Source organism: Amycolatopsis nalaikhensis, assembly GCF_030264295.1.
GTDB classification, from domain to species: Bacteria; Actinomycetota; Actinomycetes; order Mycobacteriales; family Pseudonocardiaceae; genus Amycolatopsis; species Amycolatopsis nalaikhensis.
This window is the reverse complement of sequence record NZ_CP127173.1, coordinates 3,865,063-3,883,662: the sequence shown is the minus strand read 5'-3', so window position 1 is coordinate 3,883,662 and position 18,600 is coordinate 3,865,063. Positions and strand designations below refer to the sequence as shown.

The 18,600-nt window shown below is 71.7% G+C and carries 16 protein-coding genes; 7 read left to right on the top strand and 9 right to left on the bottom strand.

Annotation, left to right across the window (positions count from 1 at the left end):
• The first annotated feature begins 75 nt into the window (after positions 1–75).
• On the top strand, positions 76–918 hold the full coding sequence (locus QP939_RS19300; RefSeq protein ID WP_285458173.1) for a LysR family transcriptional regulator: 843 nt from the start codon (positions 76–78) through the stop codon (positions 916–918).
• Here the strand turns inward: QP939_RS19300 and QP939_RS19295 are convergent.
• Positions 908–2,110 (bottom strand): amidohydrolase family protein, encoded by a 1,203-nt coding sequence (locus QP939_RS19295; protein ID WP_434219677.1) that lies wholly within the window; start codon positions 2,108–2,110, stop codon positions 908–910. The two genes, QP939_RS19300 and QP939_RS19295, sit on opposite strands and share 11 nt — an antisense overlap.
• Positions 2,111–2,133: 23 nt before the next feature.
• Entirely contained in the window at positions 2,134–2,643 is a 510-nt protein-coding gene (locus QP939_RS19290; protein WP_285458171.1) for a GlcG/HbpS family heme-binding protein, read from the bottom strand.
• A gap of 158 nt (positions 2,644–2,801) precedes the next feature.
• On the opposite strand from QP939_RS19290, the gene QP939_RS19285 reads away from it, so the two are divergent.
• Both QP939_RS19285 and QP939_RS19280 read left to right on the top strand, forming a co-directional pair.
• Positions 2,802–3,899, top strand: coding sequence for a sensor histidine kinase (locus QP939_RS19285; RefSeq protein ID WP_285458170.1), 1,098 nt, complete (start codon positions 2,802–2,804; stop codon positions 3,897–3,899).
• Entirely contained in the window at positions 3,896–4,519 is a 624-nt protein-coding gene (locus tag QP939_RS19280) for a response regulator (RefSeq protein ID WP_285458169.1), read from the top strand. Before QP939_RS19285 ends, QP939_RS19280 begins: the two co-directional genes overlap by 4 nt.
• On the opposite strand, the gene QP939_RS19275 is transcribed toward QP939_RS19280, so the two are convergent.
• A complete protein-coding gene (locus QP939_RS19275; RefSeq protein WP_285458168.1) occupies positions 4,520–5,515 on the bottom strand; it encodes an aldo/keto reductase in 996 nt (331 codons plus the stop codon).
• A 47-nt stretch (positions 5,516–5,562) separates the two neighbouring features.
• On the opposite strand from QP939_RS19275, the gene pdxR reads away from it, so the two are divergent.
• The 3 genes from pdxR (at position 5,563) to QP939_RS19260 (ending at position 12,070) form a co-directional block, all read left to right on the top strand.
• Positions 5,563–6,885 (top strand): MocR-like pyridoxine biosynthesis transcription factor PdxR, encoded by a 1,323-nt coding sequence (gene pdxR / locus QP939_RS19270; RefSeq protein WP_285458167.1) that lies wholly within the window; start codon positions 5,563–5,565, stop codon positions 6,883–6,885.
• 103 nt (positions 6,886–6,988) lie between these two features.
• On the top strand, positions 6,989–10,225 hold the full coding sequence (locus QP939_RS19265; protein WP_285458166.1) for a GH92 family glycosyl hydrolase: 3,237 nt from the start codon (positions 6,989–6,991) through the stop codon (positions 10,223–10,225).
• 171 nt (positions 10,226–10,396) lie between these two features.
• Positions 10,397–12,070 (top strand): ATP-binding protein, encoded by a 1,674-nt coding sequence (locus QP939_RS19260; protein WP_285458165.1) that lies wholly within the window; start codon positions 10,397–10,399, stop codon positions 12,068–12,070.
• 2 nt (positions 12,071–12,072) lie between these two features.
• Here QP939_RS19260 and QP939_RS19255 read toward each other — a convergent pair whose 3' ends face one another.
• The 5 genes from QP939_RS19255 to QP939_RS19235 all read right to left on the bottom strand — a co-directional run bounded on the left by QP939_RS19255 (position 12,073) and on the right by QP939_RS19235 (position 17,141).
• Positions 12,073–12,969 (bottom strand): RNA polymerase subunit sigma-70, encoded by an 897-nt coding sequence (locus tag QP939_RS19255; RefSeq protein WP_285458164.1) that lies wholly within the window; start codon positions 12,967–12,969, stop codon positions 12,073–12,075.
• 43 nt (positions 12,970–13,012) lie between these two features.
• Complete coding sequence (locus tag QP939_RS19250) at positions 13,013–13,552, bottom strand: DUF4231 domain-containing protein (protein WP_285458163.1); 540 nt, start codon at positions 13,550–13,552, stop codon at positions 13,013–13,015.
• 38 nt (positions 13,553–13,590) lie between these two features.
• The gene (locus tag QP939_RS19245; RefSeq protein WP_285459794.1) at positions 13,591–14,649 is read right to left on the bottom strand and encodes a glycosyltransferase family 4 protein; all 1,059 of its coding nucleotides are present in this window, start codon (positions 14,647–14,649) and stop codon (positions 13,591–13,593) included.
• Positions 14,650–14,735: 86 nt separating this feature from the next.
• Positions 14,736–16,202, bottom strand: coding sequence for a serine/threonine-protein kinase (locus QP939_RS19240; RefSeq protein ID WP_285458162.1), 1,467 nt, complete (start codon positions 16,200–16,202; stop codon positions 14,736–14,738).
• 138 nt (positions 16,203–16,340) lie between these two features.
• Positions 16,341–17,141, bottom strand: a complete 801-nt coding sequence (locus QP939_RS19235; RefSeq protein WP_285458161.1) for an inositol monophosphatase family protein — start codon at positions 17,139–17,141, stop codon at positions 16,341–16,343.
• 30 nt (positions 17,142–17,171) lie between these two features.
• Here QP939_RS19235 and QP939_RS19230 point away from each other — a divergent pair, with 30 nt between their 5' ends.
• The gene (locus QP939_RS19230; protein ID WP_285458159.1) at positions 17,172–17,867 is read left to right on the top strand and encodes a creatininase family protein; all 696 of its coding nucleotides are present in this window, start codon (positions 17,172–17,174) and stop codon (positions 17,865–17,867) included.
• Between the two features lie 69 nt (positions 17,868–17,936).
• Here the strand turns inward: QP939_RS19230 and ribA are convergent, their stop codons facing one another.
• On the bottom strand, positions 17,937–18,587 hold the full coding sequence (gene ribA / locus QP939_RS19225; RefSeq protein ID WP_331660779.1) for a GTP cyclohydrolase II: 651 nt from the start codon (positions 18,585–18,587) through the stop codon (positions 17,937–17,939).
• Positions 18,588–18,600: the final 13 nt, after the last annotated feature.

Here is an 18,600-nt window from a genome sequence, read left to right as displayed (position 1 = left end):
CACTGGACGCTGGGTGACAGCCGCGGAAGCAGGGAGTTACGATGGCTGGTATCGGGAACTCCGATGGGGGACACCATGGAACTGCGCCACCTGCGCACCTTTCGCGTCGTCGCGCGGACGCTCAACTTCACCCACGCCGCCGCCGAACTGCACTACGCCCAGTCCAGTGTCACCGAACAAGTCCAAGCCCTCGAAGCCGAACTCGGGTCCGTTCTCTTCGATCGGGCCAACCGGCGGCTCACCGCCGCCGGGGAACGGCTTGTCGGGTATGCCGATCAAGTTCTCGCACTCGTCGAAGAAGCCAAGGCCGCCGTTGACGAGGACCGCGGTGAGCCCGAAGGCGACCTCGTCATCGGGGCTCTCGAAACCCTCTGCACGCACTGGGTTCCGCCGCTGCTCAACACCTACCGGACGCGGTGGCCGCGCGTGCGGCTGAGCCTGAAAGAAGGCGGACGTGGCGAGCTTTACCACGCCGTGCGGCAGTCCGAAATGGACGTCTGCTTCACCTTTGGTCCAGGGCCACAAGACCCCACCCTCGCCAGCCGGACGCTCGGGAGCGAGCCGCTCGTCGTCATCGTGCCGGATGGGCATCCCTTGGCGGGCAAGGGAGAACTCCATGAAGAGGAACTCAATGGCATCGGGTTTCTGGCCACGCCCCAGGGGTGCGGCTTCCGGGAAATGCTCGACCGGCTCGACGGCCCCGTCGTCGACACCGAGGTCGGCAGCCTCGCCGCGCTCGGGCGGTGCGTGGCCGCCGGGATGGGGTGCGGCCTCGTGCCCGCCATGGTCGACCACCCCGGGGCCGTCGCCGTGCCGCTCGCCGGGCACTCCACCGCCCTCACCATGACCTGGCGGCGGCGCGACGAACGCAAACCCAGCGTCGCCGCGCTGATCGCCGCCACCGCAGTCACCGCCTGAGCACCGTCAGGCCGTCCGCCACCACGACTCCATTGTGGATCACCGTCCGGTCCTTTCCCCGGTCCATCACCGCACTCGTCGGCGTCTCGCCGTCGACCAGGACCAGGTCCGCCCGGTCGCCCACCGCCACGCCCGGGCGGTCGTCGAGACCCGCCAGGCGCGGGACGTCGTGGCTCATGATCGACGCGCCACCCGTCGTCGCGACCGCCAGCGCCAGCTCCACGTGCGCGTCCTGGCGGAACCCGCGCGTGAACGCCAGCTGCCACGTCCGGTCCAGCAAGTCGCAGTTCCCGTACGGGCTCCAGTAATCGCGCTGGCCGTCCTCGCCCAAGCCCACGCGGACGCCGGACGACACCAGGTCCAAAAGGGACAGCTGGCCCGACGCCGACGGCGCCACCGTCGTCATCGCGATGTCCAGCTCGGCGAAGTCGTCGATCACGCGACGGCTGACCGACTCCGAAATCGAGCCCAGGTCGTACGCGTGGGACATCGTCACCTTCCCCCGCATGTCCAGCGCCCGCACGCGTTCGAGCACCAGGTCCGTCGAGAACAGGCCCAGGTGGCCCGGCTCGTGCAGGTGGATGTCCACTTCGGCCTGGTGCTTCTCGGCCAGCCCGAACACCGCGTCCAGGTGGCCCTTGGGGTCTCTGTCCACAGTGCACGGATCGATGCCGCCGATCACCGTCGCACCCGAACGCATCGCCGCGTCGAGCACGTCGAAAGTGCCCGGTTCCCGGAGGATGCCCGCCTGCGCGAACGCCATCACGTGCACCTCGGCCTGGCCGGCGAACTTCTCGCGGGCGGCCAGCACCGCGTCGAGCTTCTCCAGGCCGCAGTCGACGTCCACCTGCGCGTAGCTGCGGACCCGCGTCGTGCCGTGGGCGATCATCCGCTCGAGCGTGCCCGCCACCCGCTCCGGCAGCGGCACCTCCGCCGACCGCCAGTTCGCGCGGTCGTTCAGCATCATCGTCCACACGCCCGGCCCGCCCGTGTGCGGCCGGAACGGCAGCCCGATCCGGGTCGAATCCAAGTGCACGTGGACGTCGCTGAACGCCGGGAACAACAACCGGCCGCGGCCGTCGACCGCACCCCGGACAGCGGGGTCGTGCGGGCGGACCGCCGCGATCCGGTCGCCGGACAGCTCGACGTCGCTGCGTTCGCCGCCCCACGGGCGGACGTCGCTGATCACCAGAGAAGACACAGGAGACACGCTAGTCACCGGCTGATGGCGTCCACACCGGCCTGCGCGAACGCCTCGTCCTGCGCACCCGACGGCGCACCGGCGACGCCCACCGCGGCGATCGGCGCGGTTCCCGCGGTCACCGGCACCGCGCCGGCCAGGAACAGCGTGCCGTCGATGTCCTTCAGCGTCGGAGCCTGCTGCAGGCGGCCGACCAGCTCGGACGTCTTCGCGTTCCACGAGACCGCCGTGAACGCCTTCTGCTGCGCCGAGCTGTAGGACTGCGGGCCCGCGCCGTCGCCGCGCAGCGTCAGGACCGTGTTGCCGTCGCGGTCCACCACCGCGACCGACACGTGCTGGCCCGCCTTGGTGGCGGCGTCCAAAGCGGCCTGTGCGGCCTTCTGCGCCGAGGCGATCGTCAGGTGCGACGTCTGGATGACACCCGGCGTCGGGGCCGCGGAGGCCGACACGGCGCCGACGGTCGTGGCACCCACCGCGGCCAGGCCGGCGACGGCGGCGGCGATGCGGGTTCGGGTCGAGATCATGGTCTGCTCCTCGTCGTCCGGGGGTTCGGTGACTCCAGCTTCACCCCGGATCCGGGGTCATCCGGTCGTCGTCCCGGCCGACACCGGGGTCATCCGATCGGCTGATGCGCGGGCGTCCGGCCGGGTCGACGCTGGTGCCGGACGAGGAAGGAGCCAGCATGGAGGGCATGGCAGACGCCGACACGCGGTGGCTCGCCGCGGTCATGCATTCGGCGTTCTTCCTGCTGGTGCTCGGCTCGGCGGTCCGCTACCTGACGCGCCACGAGGGCACCGCGCTGGCGCCGTGGGTGATCGGGTTCACCGCGGCGCTGGTCGTCGCGTACGGCGTCGGCCTGCTCTTCGACCGCCACCTCCTCTGGCTGACCGTCGTCCTCGCGCTCTGGGTGGTGCTGGTGGTACTCGCCCCCAGTTTCGCCTGGTCGGCGATCCCGCTGCTGGTCACCGGCCTGCGCACACTGCCGACCGGGCAGGCCCTCGCGCTGGTCGCCGTGATCACCGCGCTGGTGGTCGTCGCCCAGAACCGGCTGGCCGACGGCTTCGACCCGAACCTGACCATCGTGCCGATCGCCATCGCCGCGGTCACCGCCGCGGTGATCACCTTCATGCGGCGGCAGGCCGAGCGGCTGCGCGAATCCGAGCGCCGCGCCGGCGTGCTCGCCGAGCGGCACCGCGTGTCCCGGGAACTGCACGACGCGCTCGCGCAGGGCCTGTCGAGCCAGGCGATGCTGCTGCAGGCAGCCGATCAAGCGTGGGCGCAGCCCGAGTTGGCGCGCGAGCACCTTCGTGCGGCGCAACGCATCGGCGCGGGGAACTTGTCGGAGGCGCGACGGCTCGTGCAGGACCTGGCGCCCGCCGACCTCGCCGACGCCACGCTCGAAGAGGCGTTGCGTGCCGTGGCGGGCCGAGCGGGGCTGCCCGTGGAGGTCCGTGTCGACGGCACGACCCGGCCGCTGCCCGAGCGCGTCCAGTCCACTTTGGTCCGGATCGCCCAGGGCGCGCTGGCCAACGCGCGCGAACACGCCGAGGCCGGACGCGCCGTCCTCACGCTCACCTACCTCGACGACCAGGTCGTGCTGGACGTCGCCGACGACGGACGCGGGTTCGTCGTCGCCGAGCCCGTGCCGGGGGAACGCGGCCACGGCCTGCCCGCGATGCGGGTGCGCGCGCGGCAGCTCGGCGGCAGGCTGACGGTGGAGTCCGCGCCCGGCCAGGGCACGGTTGTTTCGGCAGCGATTCCGGTGGAGGCCATCGAGTGACCATTCGCGTGCTGGTCTGTGACGACCACGCCGTCGTGCGCGCCGGGCTGCGTGCGCTGCTGGCGGGGGCCGACGGCATCGACGTCGTCGCCGAGGCTGCGACCGGCGAAGAAGCCGTCGCGACCGCCGCGGCCGTGCACCCCGACGTCGTCCTGATGGACATCCAGCTCGGCGACGGCATCGACGGGATCGAGGCCACGCGCCGGATCCGGAGCACCACCAGCGCGCCCCGGATCCTCGTCCTGACCACCTACGACACCGACGCGGACATCAGCCGCGCCATCGCCGCCGGGGCCACCGGTTACCTGCTGAAGGCCGGGTCCGCCACCGAGCTGTACGCGGCGATCGACGCGGCCGCGGCCGGGCGCACGGCCGTGTCGCCGCCGGTCGCCGACCGGATGATGGCCCAGCTGCGCACGCCGCGGCCCGCGCTCACCGACCGCGAACGCGACATCCTCCGCCAGCTCGCCCAGGGCCTCGGCAACAAGGAGATCGCCCGCGCGCTGTTCATCAGCGAGGCGACGGTCAAGACCCACCTGAGCCGGATCTACGCCAAGCTCGAAGTGGACACTCGCGCCGGTGCCGTCGCCGTCGCCAAGGAACAGCGGCTGCTCGACTGATCAGGCGTTGTCCAAAAGGGACAGATGTTCGTCGGGTAGGTCCAAAGTGAACGCCGGGGCAATGGACTCGTAGTGCGCCCACGTCCGCGGGCCGATCAGCGGGATGACACCCTTGCGCAGCAACCACGCCAGCGCCACCTGGTTGCCGGACGCACCCAGCGCAGACGCCACTTTGGCCACCGCCGCCAGCCGGGCTTCCGAGTCCGGGCCCGCGTAGGAGCGCCAGATCGGCTTCGACTCGCGGTGGGCCGCGTCGTCGTAGATCCCGCGCAGCAGCGAGGAATACGCTGCCAGGGAGACGTCCGGGTGCTCGGAAAGCCAGTCGAGCAGCTCGCCGCCCGCGATCGACGGGACGTCGGCGCCGGTCGGGCGCAGGTACGAGTGCTGGACCTGGACCGCCACCGGGGACGCCCAGCCGTGGGCCGCGGCGAGCGCGCGGATGCGTTCCAGGCGCCACGTCCGGACGTTGCTCCAGCCGACGTACCGCACCTTGCCCGCGCGGACCAGTCCGTCCAAAGCGGACAGTGTCTCCTCGAGCGGGGTCCGGCGGTCGTCGACGTGCACGTAGTACAGGTCGATGTGGTCCGTGCCCAGGCGACGCAGGCTCGCCTCCGCCTCGCGCGCGATCACCGCGGCACTCGCGCCCTCGTACGTGCGTTCCCGCGCCGCCCAGTCCGTCGTGCCGTCCGGGCGGGACGCCGCGCGCGCCGCGGGCAGGTCCGTGATGCCCGCCGCCACCTTCGTCGCCAGGAACACGCGGTCGCGGCGGCCGCGCAGCAGCTTGCCGAGGAGCGACTCGCTCTCGCCGCCGACATAGGACGGGCCCGCCCACCACGCGTAGCAGTTGGCCGTGTCCAGGAAGTCGCCGCCGGCGTCGAGGTATGCGTCGAGGATGCGGGCCGACGTCGGTTCGTCCGTCGACGTGCCCATCGTCATGCAGCCCAGCGACACCTGGCTCACGTACTGGCCGGTCCGGCCCAGTTCCACCTTCTCCATGCCGACCACGCTAGGCCCGGATCGGTCCGGGACTACAGTCCAATGACGTGCCTGGATCACAGACCAATTGGGGCGTCCTGCTGGAGCTGACCGGGCCGGGTCCGAAGCACGAGCAGCTGGCCCGCGCCCTGCGCCGGGCGATCCGGGACGGCGGGCTCGCGGACGGCGTCGCGGTGCCGCCGAGCCGTCAGCTCGCCGCCGACCTCGGGTGCTCGCGGTGGGTCGTCACGCAGGCCTACGCCCAGCTCGTCGCCGAGGGGTACCTGGCCGGGCGCACCGGATCCGCGACCCGCGTCCGGCGGGTCGGCGGCGCGGTGACGGCGAAGGAGCCGGTGCCCGCGACGCCGCCGCGGTACGACCTCGCCCCAGGACTGCCCGACCTGCGGCACTTCCCGCGGCGGGCGTGGGCGGAAGCGGTGCGCGGAGTGCTCACGACCGCGCCGCACACCGACTTCGGACTGCCCGAACCCGGCGGGCACCCCCGGCTGCGGAAGGTCCTCGCCGCCTACCTCCGGCGGGTCCGCGGCGCCGCGCCCGGGGACGTCCTGGTTTGCGGCGGCGTCACCGACGGCGTGGCGAGCGTGTGCCGGGCCCTGGTCGAAACCGGCGTCACGCGACTGGCCGTCGAGGATCCCGGGTGGACGCGGCTGCGGCGGGTGGCCGAGACCGCCGGGATGGCCGTCGACCCGGTGCCGGTCGACGCCGAGGGCATCCGCGTCGGGGACATCCCGGCGGGGACCCGGGCCGTGCTCGTCACGCCCGCGCACCAGTTCCCCACCGGCGTCGTGCTTTCGCCGCGGCGGCGCGCCGAACTGCTCGCCTGGGCGCGGGACGTCGACGGCCTGATCCTCGAAGACGACTACGACGCCGAGTTCCGGTACGACCGGCGGCCCGTCGGCACCGTGCAGGGCACCGATCCGGGGCGGGTCGCGCTCTTCGGGTCGGTAAGCAAAACGCTGAGTCCCGCGCTCGGCCTCGGCTGGGCCGTGCTCCCTCCACAGTGGACGCTTCGGACGCACGCGCCGCCCGTCGTCGACCAGCTCGCGCTCGCCGCGTTCCTCGACAGCGGTGGCTACGACCGGCACCTGCGGGCCGCCCGGCTGCGGTTCCGAGCACGCCGCGACCGGCTCGTCGCGGCGCTCGGGCCCGCGCGACTGTCCGGGGTCGCGGCCGGGCTGCACCTCGTCCTGCACCTCGACCGGGACGCCGCCGATGTCGTCCGGCGCGCCCGGCGGAGCGGCGTCAAGGTGGCCGATCTCGACGACTACCGCGTGACGCCCGGCGAGCCCGCGCTCGTGCTCGGCTACGGCAATCTCGCCGACAACGCTGTCGAGGAAGCCGCCCGGTTGCTGCGCGAAGCGGCGAGGTGAGGTCTTCTCAAACCGGCATCGAGGTGGAAAGCTGGCTCACCGACCGCGGGCCCGATCCCCGGTCGACGTTTGACAACGTTGTCATCTCCTGGGAGGTGCGCCCATGTGGTCGCAGAGCAGACGGCTGGCCGCCGCGGTGGCCGCGGGGGTGGTGGTCGCCGGCCTGGCCCCCGCGGTGGCGCAGGCCGCGCCCGCCGCCGCCGATCCGGTCAGCCTGGTCAACCCGTTCGTCGGCACGCAGAACTTCGGCAACACGTTCCCCGGCGCGAGCGCGCCCTTCGGGATGGTGCAGGTCAGCCCGGACACCGGCGGGCAAGGTGGCTACGACTACCTGCAGAACGCGATCTACGGCTTCAGCCAGACGCACCTGTCCGGCGTCGGCTGCGGGGTGATGGGCGAGCTGCCGATCATGCCGACCACCGGGGCCGTGGACAACGTTGACAAGAACGCCTACAGGTCCGAGTACAGCCACGACGACGAGCACGCCGAGCCCGGCTACTACCGCGTCGGCCTGAAGAAGTACGGGATCAACGCCGAGCTGACGGCGACCGCGCGCACCGGCTGGCAGCGCTACACGTTCCCGTCGACCGGGCAGGCGAACGTCCTGTTCAACACCGGCCAGGCCAACCAGTCCGTCAAGGACTCCGAGATCCACGTCGTCGGCGACCGGACGCTCGAAGGGCGGGTCAAGGCGGGCGGGTTCTGCGCCGGGCACGACGAGCACACCGTCTACTTCACCGCCACCTTCGACCGCCCGTTCAGCTCATACGGCACCTGGCGCGGCTCGACGCGCACGCCGGGCAACCGCGACGCGGCCGGCACCGGGAGCAACGGCGCCTGGGCGAGCTTCGACGCGACCACCGACCACGACGTCGTGCTCAAGGTCGGCCTGTCCTACACGGGTCTCGACGGCGCGCGGAAGAACCTCGCGGCGGAGACGTCGGACTACGACTTCGACGCGACGCGCGCCGCGCTGCACCAGCAGTGGGCCGACCGGCTCGGCGCGATCAAGATCGCGGGCGGCACCACCGAGCGGCAGACGGCGTTCTACACCGCGCTCTACCACGCGCAGCTGCACCCGAACCTGGCCGGCGACACCGACGGCGCGTACACGGGCTTCGACGGCAAGGTGCACACCGCGAGCGGCTACACGCCGTACCAGAACTTCTCGCTGTGGGACACCTACCGGCCGCAGAACCAGCTGCTGGAGATGCTCGAACCGCAAGTCGCGCGGGACGTCGCGCTGTCGGTCGTCGCCATCGGCCGTGACGGCGGGTGGCTGCCGCGCTGGGCGCTGGCCGAGAGCGAAACCAACATCATGACCGGCGACCCGGTGACGCCGTTCCTCGTCGAGGCGTGGTCGAAGGGCCTGCTCGCCGGGCACGAAGAAGAGGCTTACGCGCTGCTCAAGAAGAACGCGACGAGCACGCCGCCCGCCGACTCGCCGTACAACGGCCGCTCCGGCGTCAACTACTACAACGAGCGCGGCTACATCCCGAGCGGCCTGGAGCTCGGCAAGGACTGCGCGGCCAAGGGTGGCGACAACGACTGCGAGCACCCGGCGTCGGCGACCATGGAGTACTCGGCGGCCGACGCGGCGCTGGCGTTGATGGCCCGCGGGCTCGGCCACCAGGCCGACGCGAAGATGTTCGCCGACCGCGGCCAGTGGTACAAGAACCTCTGGGACTCCTCGATCCAGCAGTTCCGCCCGCGCACGACCGAGGGCACGTTCCTCACGCCGTACAACCCGGTCGACGCCGACCACCAGTTCCACGAAGGCGGCGCCTACCAGTACCAGTGGCTCGTGCCGCAGGACCCGGCCGGGCTCGTCTCGCTGATGGGCGGCAAGCCCGCGACGGAGAAGCGGCTCGACTCGTTCTTCGCGTACGGCAACCTGCTGAAGGACCCGGCGGGCACGGCGCGGAAGGACTGGATCGCCAGCCCGTACGACTACTACGGCAAGGCGACGTACAACCCGAACAACGAACCCGACCTGCTGGCGCCCTACATGTACAACTGGGTCGGCGCGCCGTCGAAGACCGCGACCGTGGTCCGCGCGGCGATGACGTTGTTCACCACCGGCCCCGACGGCATGACCGGCAACGACGACCTCGGCACGATGTCCGCCTGGTACGTCTTCTCCTCGCTCGGGCTGTACCCGACGATGAGCGGCGCGAACTTCCTGGCGCTGTCGAGCCCGCAGTTCTCGTCCGCGACTGTCCGGATCGGACAGTACGGGTCTACCCAGGGCGGGACGCTGACCGTGAACGCGCCTGGTGCTTCGGACGCGAACCGGTACATCCAGAGCGTGTCGCTCAACGGCCGCGACGTCCGGCAGACGTCGCTGGACTGGGCCGCGATCGCGCACGGCGGGACGCTTTCGCACAAGCTGGGTGCTCAGCCATCTTCGTGGGGCGTCGGTTCGGAGCCGCCGTCGGTGAACAAGTCCGTCGGCGACCTGCGGCGGCACGTCGACGCGTCGCTGCGGCAGACGTCCGTGGTGATCCCGGCGGGTGCGGCGCAGCAGGTGCACCTCGACCTCGACGTCGTCGCGCAGAACCCGGGTCTGCAGCCGGTGACGGTTTCGGCGACGGCGCCGTCGGGCTGGCGGGTTTCGGTGGCTCCGCTGCAGGTGATCTGGTCGGGGCAGCTGCCGGTGCAGAAGACGGTGCCGGTCACCGTGAGCGTGCCCGCGGGCACGGCGCTCGGGACGTACCCGGTGCAGGCCAAGGTGTCGGGGGTGGGCGCGAACACGGTCACGCGCTCGGCGACGATCGAGGTCCGGACGCCGTCGGCGTGCGTCCCGGGCACTTCGTGCGCGGTCGACCTGAGCCGCGACCGCAACCACGACGGCACGGCGACGGTGTCGGCGTCGACGGAGGGCAACTTCGACGGCGGCGGCTGGAGCTACGACGCGGACCTGCTGCCCGCGGCCGGGCCGGTGACCTGGGACGGCGTCACGTACGCGGCCCCGGACGCCACCGGGACGGCGGCGAACTTCGTCGAGGCCCGCGGGCAGTCGCTGCTGCTCCCGGCCGGGCAGCACACGGCGTTGAAGCTGGTCGGAGCGTCGCACAACGGACCGGTGACGACGACGCTGACGGCGCACTACACGGACGGCACGAGCGCGGACCTCACGGTTTCCTTCGGGGACTGGGCCGGGTCCGGGTCGCCGGTGCTGCTGGAGATGCCGCACCGGATCAAGGCCGGCAGCGGAGTCGACGGGCCGCCGGTCCGGTTGTTCGGGATCTCGGCCGCGTTGGATTCCGGCAAGACCCTGCAGTCGGTGAGCCTGCCGAACGACCCGCGGGTCGAGATCTACGCGCTCACCCTGGCCTGAGCTGTCGTGAGTGTTTAGGGCGGTTAGAACCGCCCTAAACACTCACGACCAGCTGCGGCGAGCTTGGAACGCCGACTACGATCAGTCCTCTTTCGCTACACCGCGTAGCATGCTAATTAGCATGTCAACTAGCATGTCAACTAGTATGCGGCCGCCGCGATGGAGCAGACGATGCAGGACGAAGAGCTCGCCGAGATCGTCGAAAACCTCCGGCTGCTCGGCAGCGACCTGTCCGACGTCGAGGTCAAGCGAGCCGAAGGCGGGCTACCGCGCTCGGCTCCCGCGACCGGTCTGTCCGATCCGGCGAAGATGCCGTCGGATCTGGCCGCGATGTGCGCGGCCGACATCGAACCACCGTTGCGGCCCCACATCGGCATTCACGACTTCGAAGACACGAAGGTGCTGGTCGCCGAAATCCCGGAGCTGCCGCCGCACCTCAAGCCCTGCTTCAGCCGGGGTGCGGGAATGAGCCAGGGGAGCTTCGTCCGGGTCGGCGACGGAGACCGCAAGCTCACCAGCTACGAGGTGCAGCTCCTGCTGGCGAACCGGGGACAGCCCCGTGAAGACGAGGCCCCGGTTCCCGGCACTGGCTTGGCGGACCTCGACGCGACATTGGTGACGGCCTTCCTGACCAGGCTCCGCACCCGTCGGCCCTACGCGTTCGCCGACCTCGACGACGTCCCCGCCCTGCGCCGGGCCAAGGTCCTGGTCACGGACGACGGCGGCGCCGTGGTCACCAGCGTGGGCGGCCTCCTCGCGCTCGGCAGCTATCCGCAGGAACACTTCCCGCAGCTGATGCTGACCTTCGTCCACTACCCGACCGCTGACGGCGCCGACACCGCGACCGGCGAACGCTTCGTCGACAACGTCGTCGCCGAGGGGCCGATCCCGGTGATCGTCCGCGACACCCTGCTCGCCCTGCGGAAGAACATGACCCGGCGGTCGGTCGTCCACGGCGCCGGCCGTGCCGACAGCTGGCAGTACCCCGAAGCCGCGTTGCGCGAAGCCCTCGTGAACGCGCTCGTCCACCGCGACCTCTCGCCCGGCGCGAGGGGCACGCAGGTGCAAGTGGAGATGTACCCCGACCGGCTCACCGTCCGGAACCCCGGCGGCCTGTTCGGGCCGGTGACCGAAGACCAGCTGGGTGAAGAAGGCGTTTCCTCGGCGAGGAACGCCACCCTCCTGCGCATCCTCGAAGACGTCCCGCTCCCGGGAGGGACGCACGCCGTCTGTGAGAACCGCGGTTCGGGAATCCGGACGATGATCAACGCGCTCCGCGCCGCCCGCATGAGCCTGCCGGAGTTCAAGAATCGCGTGAGCACGTTCAGCGTCACCTTCCCGAACCACACGCTCCTCGGGAAAGAGACGGTCGATTGGCTGACCTCGCTGGGCGAACACGGTCTTTCCGAGAGCCAGTGCGTCGGCCTCGCGATCCTGCGGGAGGGCGGCCACCTCGACAACCAGACCTACCGGACGGAGACCCGCGTCGACTCTCGCGTGGCGACGCAGGAGTTGCAGGACCTGATCGCTCGTGAACTGGTGGTGCAAACCGGGAACCGGCGCTGGGCACGATACCGCCTCGCGCCGGCGCTGCGGCCGTCGCCCGGCGGCACCGCGCGGCGAGCCGACCGCCGGCGGGAAATCCTCGGCGCACTGCGGCAAGGAGAACGATCGAGGACCGAACTGGCCGCGGCGACCGGTCTCACCGACCAGACCGTGGCGCGGTGGCTTCGCATCCTCCGCGCCGAAGGCCTCGTGGAAACAACGGAAGAAAACGTGCGGAACCCGGCCACCCGCTACCGCCGCACCGGCAAGCTCGCGCTGGGCGACGACAGCGACGGGTGAGCTCACGACCCGGCGAACCGTTCCACCAGGTCGGGGAAGCCGAACACCGTGATGCGCGCGATGCCACCGCGTCCCACCGTCAGGACCGCAACACCGAACGGCTCGCCGCGGTACCAGGCCGCCGCCGCGGGTTGGCCGTTCGCGCGGGTCGGGGTCATGTGCCACTCGCCCGGCTCGCCCATTACGTGTCGCAAGAATGCGACACAAGTCCGCTTTCCGGCGAACCACGTCCGGGACGGCACCGGCTCGATCACCGCGTCGTCGCGCAAGAGCTGCTCCAACGCCGCCAGGTCGGAGTTCATGAACGCGCTCATGTACCGCTCGAGCAGCTCGCGTTGCTCCGGCTCGGTCGGCTCCTCGACGTCCGGGGCGGCGCGGAGGGTCACCCGGGCTCGCTGGAGCGTGCTCTTCACCGCCGCCACCGTGGTGCCGAGCAGCTCCGCGACCTCCGGTGCCGGGAACGCCAGGACCTCCCGCAGGATCAGCACCGCCCGCTGGCGTGGCGGGAGCAACTGCAGCCCGGCGATCAACGCGAGCCGGACGCTCTCCCGCGCGACCGCGATCTCCGCCGGGTCCTCGGCCGTGATCAACGCGTCGGGGATCGGCCGCGGCCACGCGTCGCCCGGCTCGGCGGGCGTCGGCGGGGCGTCCGGGTCGGCTGACGGCGCGCCCAGCCCGGACGGCAGCGGGCGCCGGGACCGCTGTTCCAGCGCCGTGAGGCAGGCGTTCGTCGCGATCCGGTACAGCCACGTGCGGACCGACGCGCGGCCCTCGAAGTTCTCGTACCCGCGGATCGCGCGCAGGTACGTCTCCTGCACGACGTCCTCGGCCTCGTCCGGAGTGCCGAGCATGCGGTAGCAGTGCGCCAGCAATTCACGCCGGTACGGCTCGAAGTCCACGCTCACACCCTTGCCGACCGGCGGCGACGGCGAAAGGAATCGGTCAGGCCCGGATCTCCGGCGACTGCGGCGGCCGGTCGAGCCTGCGGAACTCGACCCACTGGCGGCTGGCGTCGGCCCACGTCTCCTGGTGGCGGTCGAAGAACTGCTGGAGCCGCTCGCGGCTCAGCTCGGCCGACGGCGTCCCGACCAGGTAGTAGTCCATCTCGTCGCGGATCCGGTTGAGGTTGTAGCGGGTCTCCTCCATCAGCACCCAGCGCGAGCGCCAGTTGAAGAACGTTTCGAGCCCGCCGAGCACCGTCACCAGCGCGACCATCGGCAACGCGATCGACGCGCGGGCCGGGATCTCCTGGATGCCGAGCACGACGGTCGACGCCGCGGTGAGCAGGAGCGCGCTGACCCGCACCACCGACGCGCGCCGCCGGAAGCGGCGCTTGCGGGTGTCGGCCCAGTCCATGTCGGCCGAGACCAGGTCGCGGAAGCCGAGGAGCTGCTCGCGCAGCGGGAGGTCCGGGTCGCGCCCGGCGACTTCGAGGAGCCCGCGTTCGGAGTCGAGGTGGCGGTCGGGTGGTGAGGACGGCATCGGGTCAGGTTCTCGGACCCTCCACCGCGCGGCAAGCGTCAGGCGACGATGCGCGGCTCGGACGCCAGCCGCGACAACACGTGCGTCAGCCGGCGCGCCGCGACGTCCCACTCCTCCAGCGCGCTCCCCCGCCCCAACGCCGCCGTGCGCAGGGATCGCCTCAGCTCCGCGTCCGCGTACCAGCGGTGCAGCGCGTCCGCCAGCGCGAACGGGTCCTCCGGCTCGACGAGCAGGCCCGGCATCTCGCCGTCCGCGTCGACGCCCAGCAGGTCGTACACCCCGCCCACCTCCGTCGCCAGCACCGGGATCCCCCTCGCCAGCGCCTGGGCCACGAACATCCCCGACGTCGCCGCGCGGGACGGGAGCACCAGCAGGTCCGCCGCGTTGTAGGCCTCGCCCAGGTCCACCGCGTCGCCCGCCAAGGTGATGCGGCCGCCGAGGCCGAGGCGCTCGATCGACCAGCCCAGCTCGTCGACGTACCCGCGGTCCGCCTCCAGCGATCCCACGCAGACGCACGACAGCGCCAGGTGGTCGACCTCGCCGAGGGCCTGGACCAGCACGTCGTGGCCGTTTCGGCGGGTCACGTCGCCGACGCACAACAGCCGCGACACACCGTCCGCGCCCGCCGCCAGCGGGGCCGCGTCCGTGCCCGGCTTCGCGACGTACACCCGGCTCGGGTCCAGGTCGTGCCGGTCGATCAGCAGCCGCGCCAGCCACGGGCTCGTCGCCACCACCATGCCGGCCATCCGCAACGTCTCGCGCTCGCACGCGTCCAGCTCCGCCGCGTGCGCCGGGGTGAGGCCGGGCTCGTCGGCGAGCGCCTGGTGCACCAGCACCGCCAGCCGCAGCCGGCGCGCGTGCGGGACGACGATCTCCGGTACGCCCGACGCGATCGCGCCGTCGAGTAGCACCACCGTGCGGTCCGGCAGGGCGGCGAGCGACCGCGCGAGCCGCCGTCTCGACGCCGCGTCGGGCTCCGGCCAGCTGCCCGTGATCGGCAGCTCCAGCACCGGCTGCCCGACCGCGGGCAGCGTCCGGCACATCCGCTTGTCGTAGCTGTCGGTGCCTGGCGGGGCCGCGGGCAGGATGAACACCATCGGGTCGGCAGGCCTCATCGCTCAACCTCCAGCGGGATCGACGGCGGGACGGCTCACCCGTCACACGCGGCCGGACGCGCGAAGGTTCAGCTCTGCCCGTCGATCTTCCAGACGCCGTTCTCCTGGACCATCGTGAAGGTGTCGGTCTCGGACTGGCCGGTGCTGTAGACGACGTGCGCGGTGACCCGGTTCGGCCCCGACTCGGTGGCGCTGGTGACCTTCACCGAGCTGAACCGGCTCCACCAGCTCGTGTACGTCTGGTACGTCTGGTTGCGGGACGCCTTGAACCGATCCGTGAGCAGCTTCCACGCCTCGGCGGAGTTGTGCGGGAGCAGCGCGTAGTAGTCGTAGATCGCCTGGGCCGCGGTCTTCTGCGAAGCCACGGTGGAGACCGTGGGCGAAGTCGGCGGAGCGGTGGTGGTGGTCGGCGGGGTCGGCGAGGGCGACGGCGACGCCGAGGGAGTCACGGAGGCCGAGGCGGGCGGCGTCGACGAGACGGGCGGGGCGGCGGTGTCCTGCGGGGGTCTCTGGCGCACGACCAGCAGGATCGCGACGACCACCGCGACGCACAGCAGCGCCGCGCCCGCGCCGACGGCGATCAGGCCCTTGCGCGCCCCCGGCGACACCGCGGTGACCTCGCCCGCCGGCACGGCGACCGTGGCGGGTACGGGCGGCACCACCGCCGGCGGTTCGGTCTCCGGGATCGTCGGCGCGAGCACCGACGCGCCGGGTTCGGCGTCGGGCAGCATGGCCCGCAGCTCGCGCTCGACCTCGTCCATCGACGGACGCTCGGCCGGTTCGGTGGCGAGCATCCGCAGCAGCAGCGGCGTCAGCCTGCCCGCCTTCTCCGGCGGCACGATCTCGCCGCTGGAGGCCTTGTAGAGCAAGGCGATCGGGTTGTCCGCCGTGCCGTACGGCGGCTGGCCCTCGACCGCCGCGTACAGCGTGGCGCCGAGTGAGAAGACGTCGGCGGCGAAGCTCGCGTCCTCGCCGCGGGCGACTTCGGGGGCGAGGAACGCGGGCGTGCCGGCGATCTCGCCGGTCGCGGTCAGCTTGACGTCACCGATCGCGCGGGAGATGCCGAAGTCGGTGATCTTCGCCGTGCCGTCCTCGGAGACGAGGATGTTGGCCGGCTTCACGTCGCGGTGCACGATCCCGGCGCGGTGCGCGCCGGCCAGCGCCGAGCTGATCTGCGCGCCGACGCGGATGGCGTCGTCGACCGTCGTCGGCTCCTCGCGCACCAGGACGGCGAAACTCTTGGACGGCAGGTACTCCATGATCAACCACGGCCGGTCCTCCTCCTCGAGGACGGCGAACACGGTGATCGCGTGGGAATGCTGCAGCCGGGCGGCGATCCGCGCTTCGCGCATCGCCCGGTTTTTCGCTTCCTCCGTGCGGTGCTCATCGTGGTCGTGCGGCAGCACGAGCTCTTTGATCGCGACCGTCCGGTCGAGCATTTCGTCCTGGGCGCGCCAGACCGTGCCCATCGCGCCGCCGCCGATCGGCTCGAGCAGCCGGTACCGATCGCGGATCCGGCGACTTTCCACGAGCATCCACCATTCTCCGAAGTGGCCGACGAGATCCGGTCAGCATGCCAGCCGCGGCGGCCGACCGGTACCAACCTAACCGAAATCCTTGGGCGGACAGTGCAATCGCGCGCTGTGGCGCCGCCCACCCGGATACCCGGAATCTTAACGAACAACCCCGAACGCGCGATCAAGTGCGTCCACGATCTCCTTGCGCAGCCCGGCACCGACGGCGATCGTCGCCGCGGAGTCCACCGTGTGCTCGCTGCCGTCGCGGTCGACGACGACGCCGCCGGCCTCGCGCACGAGCAGCACACCCGCCATCGTGTCCCACGGTTTGTTGGCCAGGATCAGTGCGGCGTCGAGCTTTCCGTCCGCCACCCAGGCGAGGTCGATGGCCGCGCTGCCGAACATCCGGATCTTCTCCGCCCGCGCGCCGAGGTCCGCCAGCAGCCGCAGCCGGGCGCGGTTCTGCTCCTCGGCGAGCTCGCCGATCGCGAAGTCGCCGACGGAGATCATCGCGTCCGAAACGGCCGTCGCGGTCGACGCGCCGATCCGCTCTCCGTCGCGGAAGGCGCCTTCACCGCGCGACGCCGTGTACGTAACGCCGAGGTGCGGCAGGGTGATCGCGGCGACCGTGCTGTGCGCGCCGTCCACCAGCGCCAGGGAAATCCCGCAGAGCGGAATTCCGCGGGCGAAGTTCGCGGTGCCGTCGATCGGGTCGAGCGCCCACCAGCGCCCGCCGCCGTCACCGCTGCGGCCGCGCTCCTCGCCGAGCACGCCGATCTCCGGTGTCTCGGTGGCGAGGAACTCCCGCAGCGCGTCTTCGACCGCGGTGTCGACGTCGGTCACCAGGTCGCGATCACCTTTCGCGGAAACCGAAAAACTCGGGCGGGACCGGACGATTTCCGTCGCCTTGGCCACGGCTTCGCGCGCGACGTCCAGAAGTGCGGCATGCTCGCTCATGCCACCCAACATAGAGAAGGGGACGCGCCGATGACCGAGCTCTTCCCGCTCGCCACCACCGCCGACGTGCGGGAGGCGCGGCCCGAGGTGGCCATCCTGCCGGTCGGCAGCTTCGAGCAGCACGGCGCGCACCTGCCGCTGGCGACCGACACGGTCATCGCGGCGACGATCGCGAACGCCGTCGCGGCCGCGTACCCGGTGCTCCACCTGCCGCCGATCCCCATTTCGTGCTCCCACGAACACGCGGCGTGGCCCGGCACGGCGAGCATCTCCGCGCGGACGCTGCACTCCGTGGTCACCGACGTCGCGGCGTCCCTGGCCGCGTCCGGCGTGCCCCGGCTCGTGCTGGTGAACGGGCACGGCGGCAACTACGTACTGTCCAATGTGGTCCAGGAGGCGGCGGGGGCGATGGCGCTGTTCCCCGGCGTCGCGGACTGGCAGGCCGCGCACACCGCGGCCGGGCTGCGGACGTCGCTGGACGACGACATGCACGCGGGCGAGCTGGAGACGTCGATCCTGCTGCACGCGCACCCGCACCTGGTCCGGCCCGGGTACGAGACGGCCGACCACGTCACCGACCGGGAACACCTGCTGACGCTGGGCCTTCAGGCGTACACGGAGTCGGGGGTGGTCGGCCGTCCTTCGCTGGCGACCGCGGCGAAGGGTCACGTCCTGCTGGACACACTCGTCCAGCGCTTCGCCGGGACCCTGGCGGCCCTGGGCTGAAGGGGACGTTCATCGCATCAGATGAGCTGAAGGGGACTTTCCTGGCATCTGATGCCAGGAAAGTCCCCTTCAGCCCACCGGGGCCTCGTCCAGGTGCGGGAGCAGGTGGTCCATCCGCTCCGCCTTGGCGCGCAGGTACCGCAGGTTCTCCTCGTTCGGCGGAACCAGCAGCGGGACCTGCTCGCTGATCCGGATTCCGTAGCGCTTGAGCTGTGCGACCTTCTCCGGGTTGTTCGACAGCAACCGCACCGAGCGGACGCCGAGGTCGGTCAGGATGCCCGCCGCCGCGTGGTAGTCGCGGGCGTCGATCGGCAGGCCGAGCGCCACGTTCGCGTCGACCGTGTCGAGACCCTCCTCCTGCAGGCGCATCGCCTTGAGCTTGGCCAGCAGGCCGATCCCGCGGCCTTCGTGGCCGCGGACGTAGATCAGCACGCCGGCGCCCTCTTCGACGATCCGGTCCAGCGCTGTGCCCAGCTGGTCGCCGCACTCGCAGTGCGTCGAGCCGAAGGCATCGCCGGTCAGGCACTCGCTGTGCACGCGGGTGAGCGTGCCGATCCCGGTGACGTCGCCGTGCACCAGCGCGACGTGCTCGGTGCCCGCCCGGTCCAGGTAGCCGACCGCGCGGAAGACCCCGTGCGAGGTCGGCAGCCGCGTGTCGACGACCCGCTCGACCACGGCCCGCTGCGCGAGGTCCTCTGCCACCACTTCGCCTGCCGTCATGGCCTCCACCTCT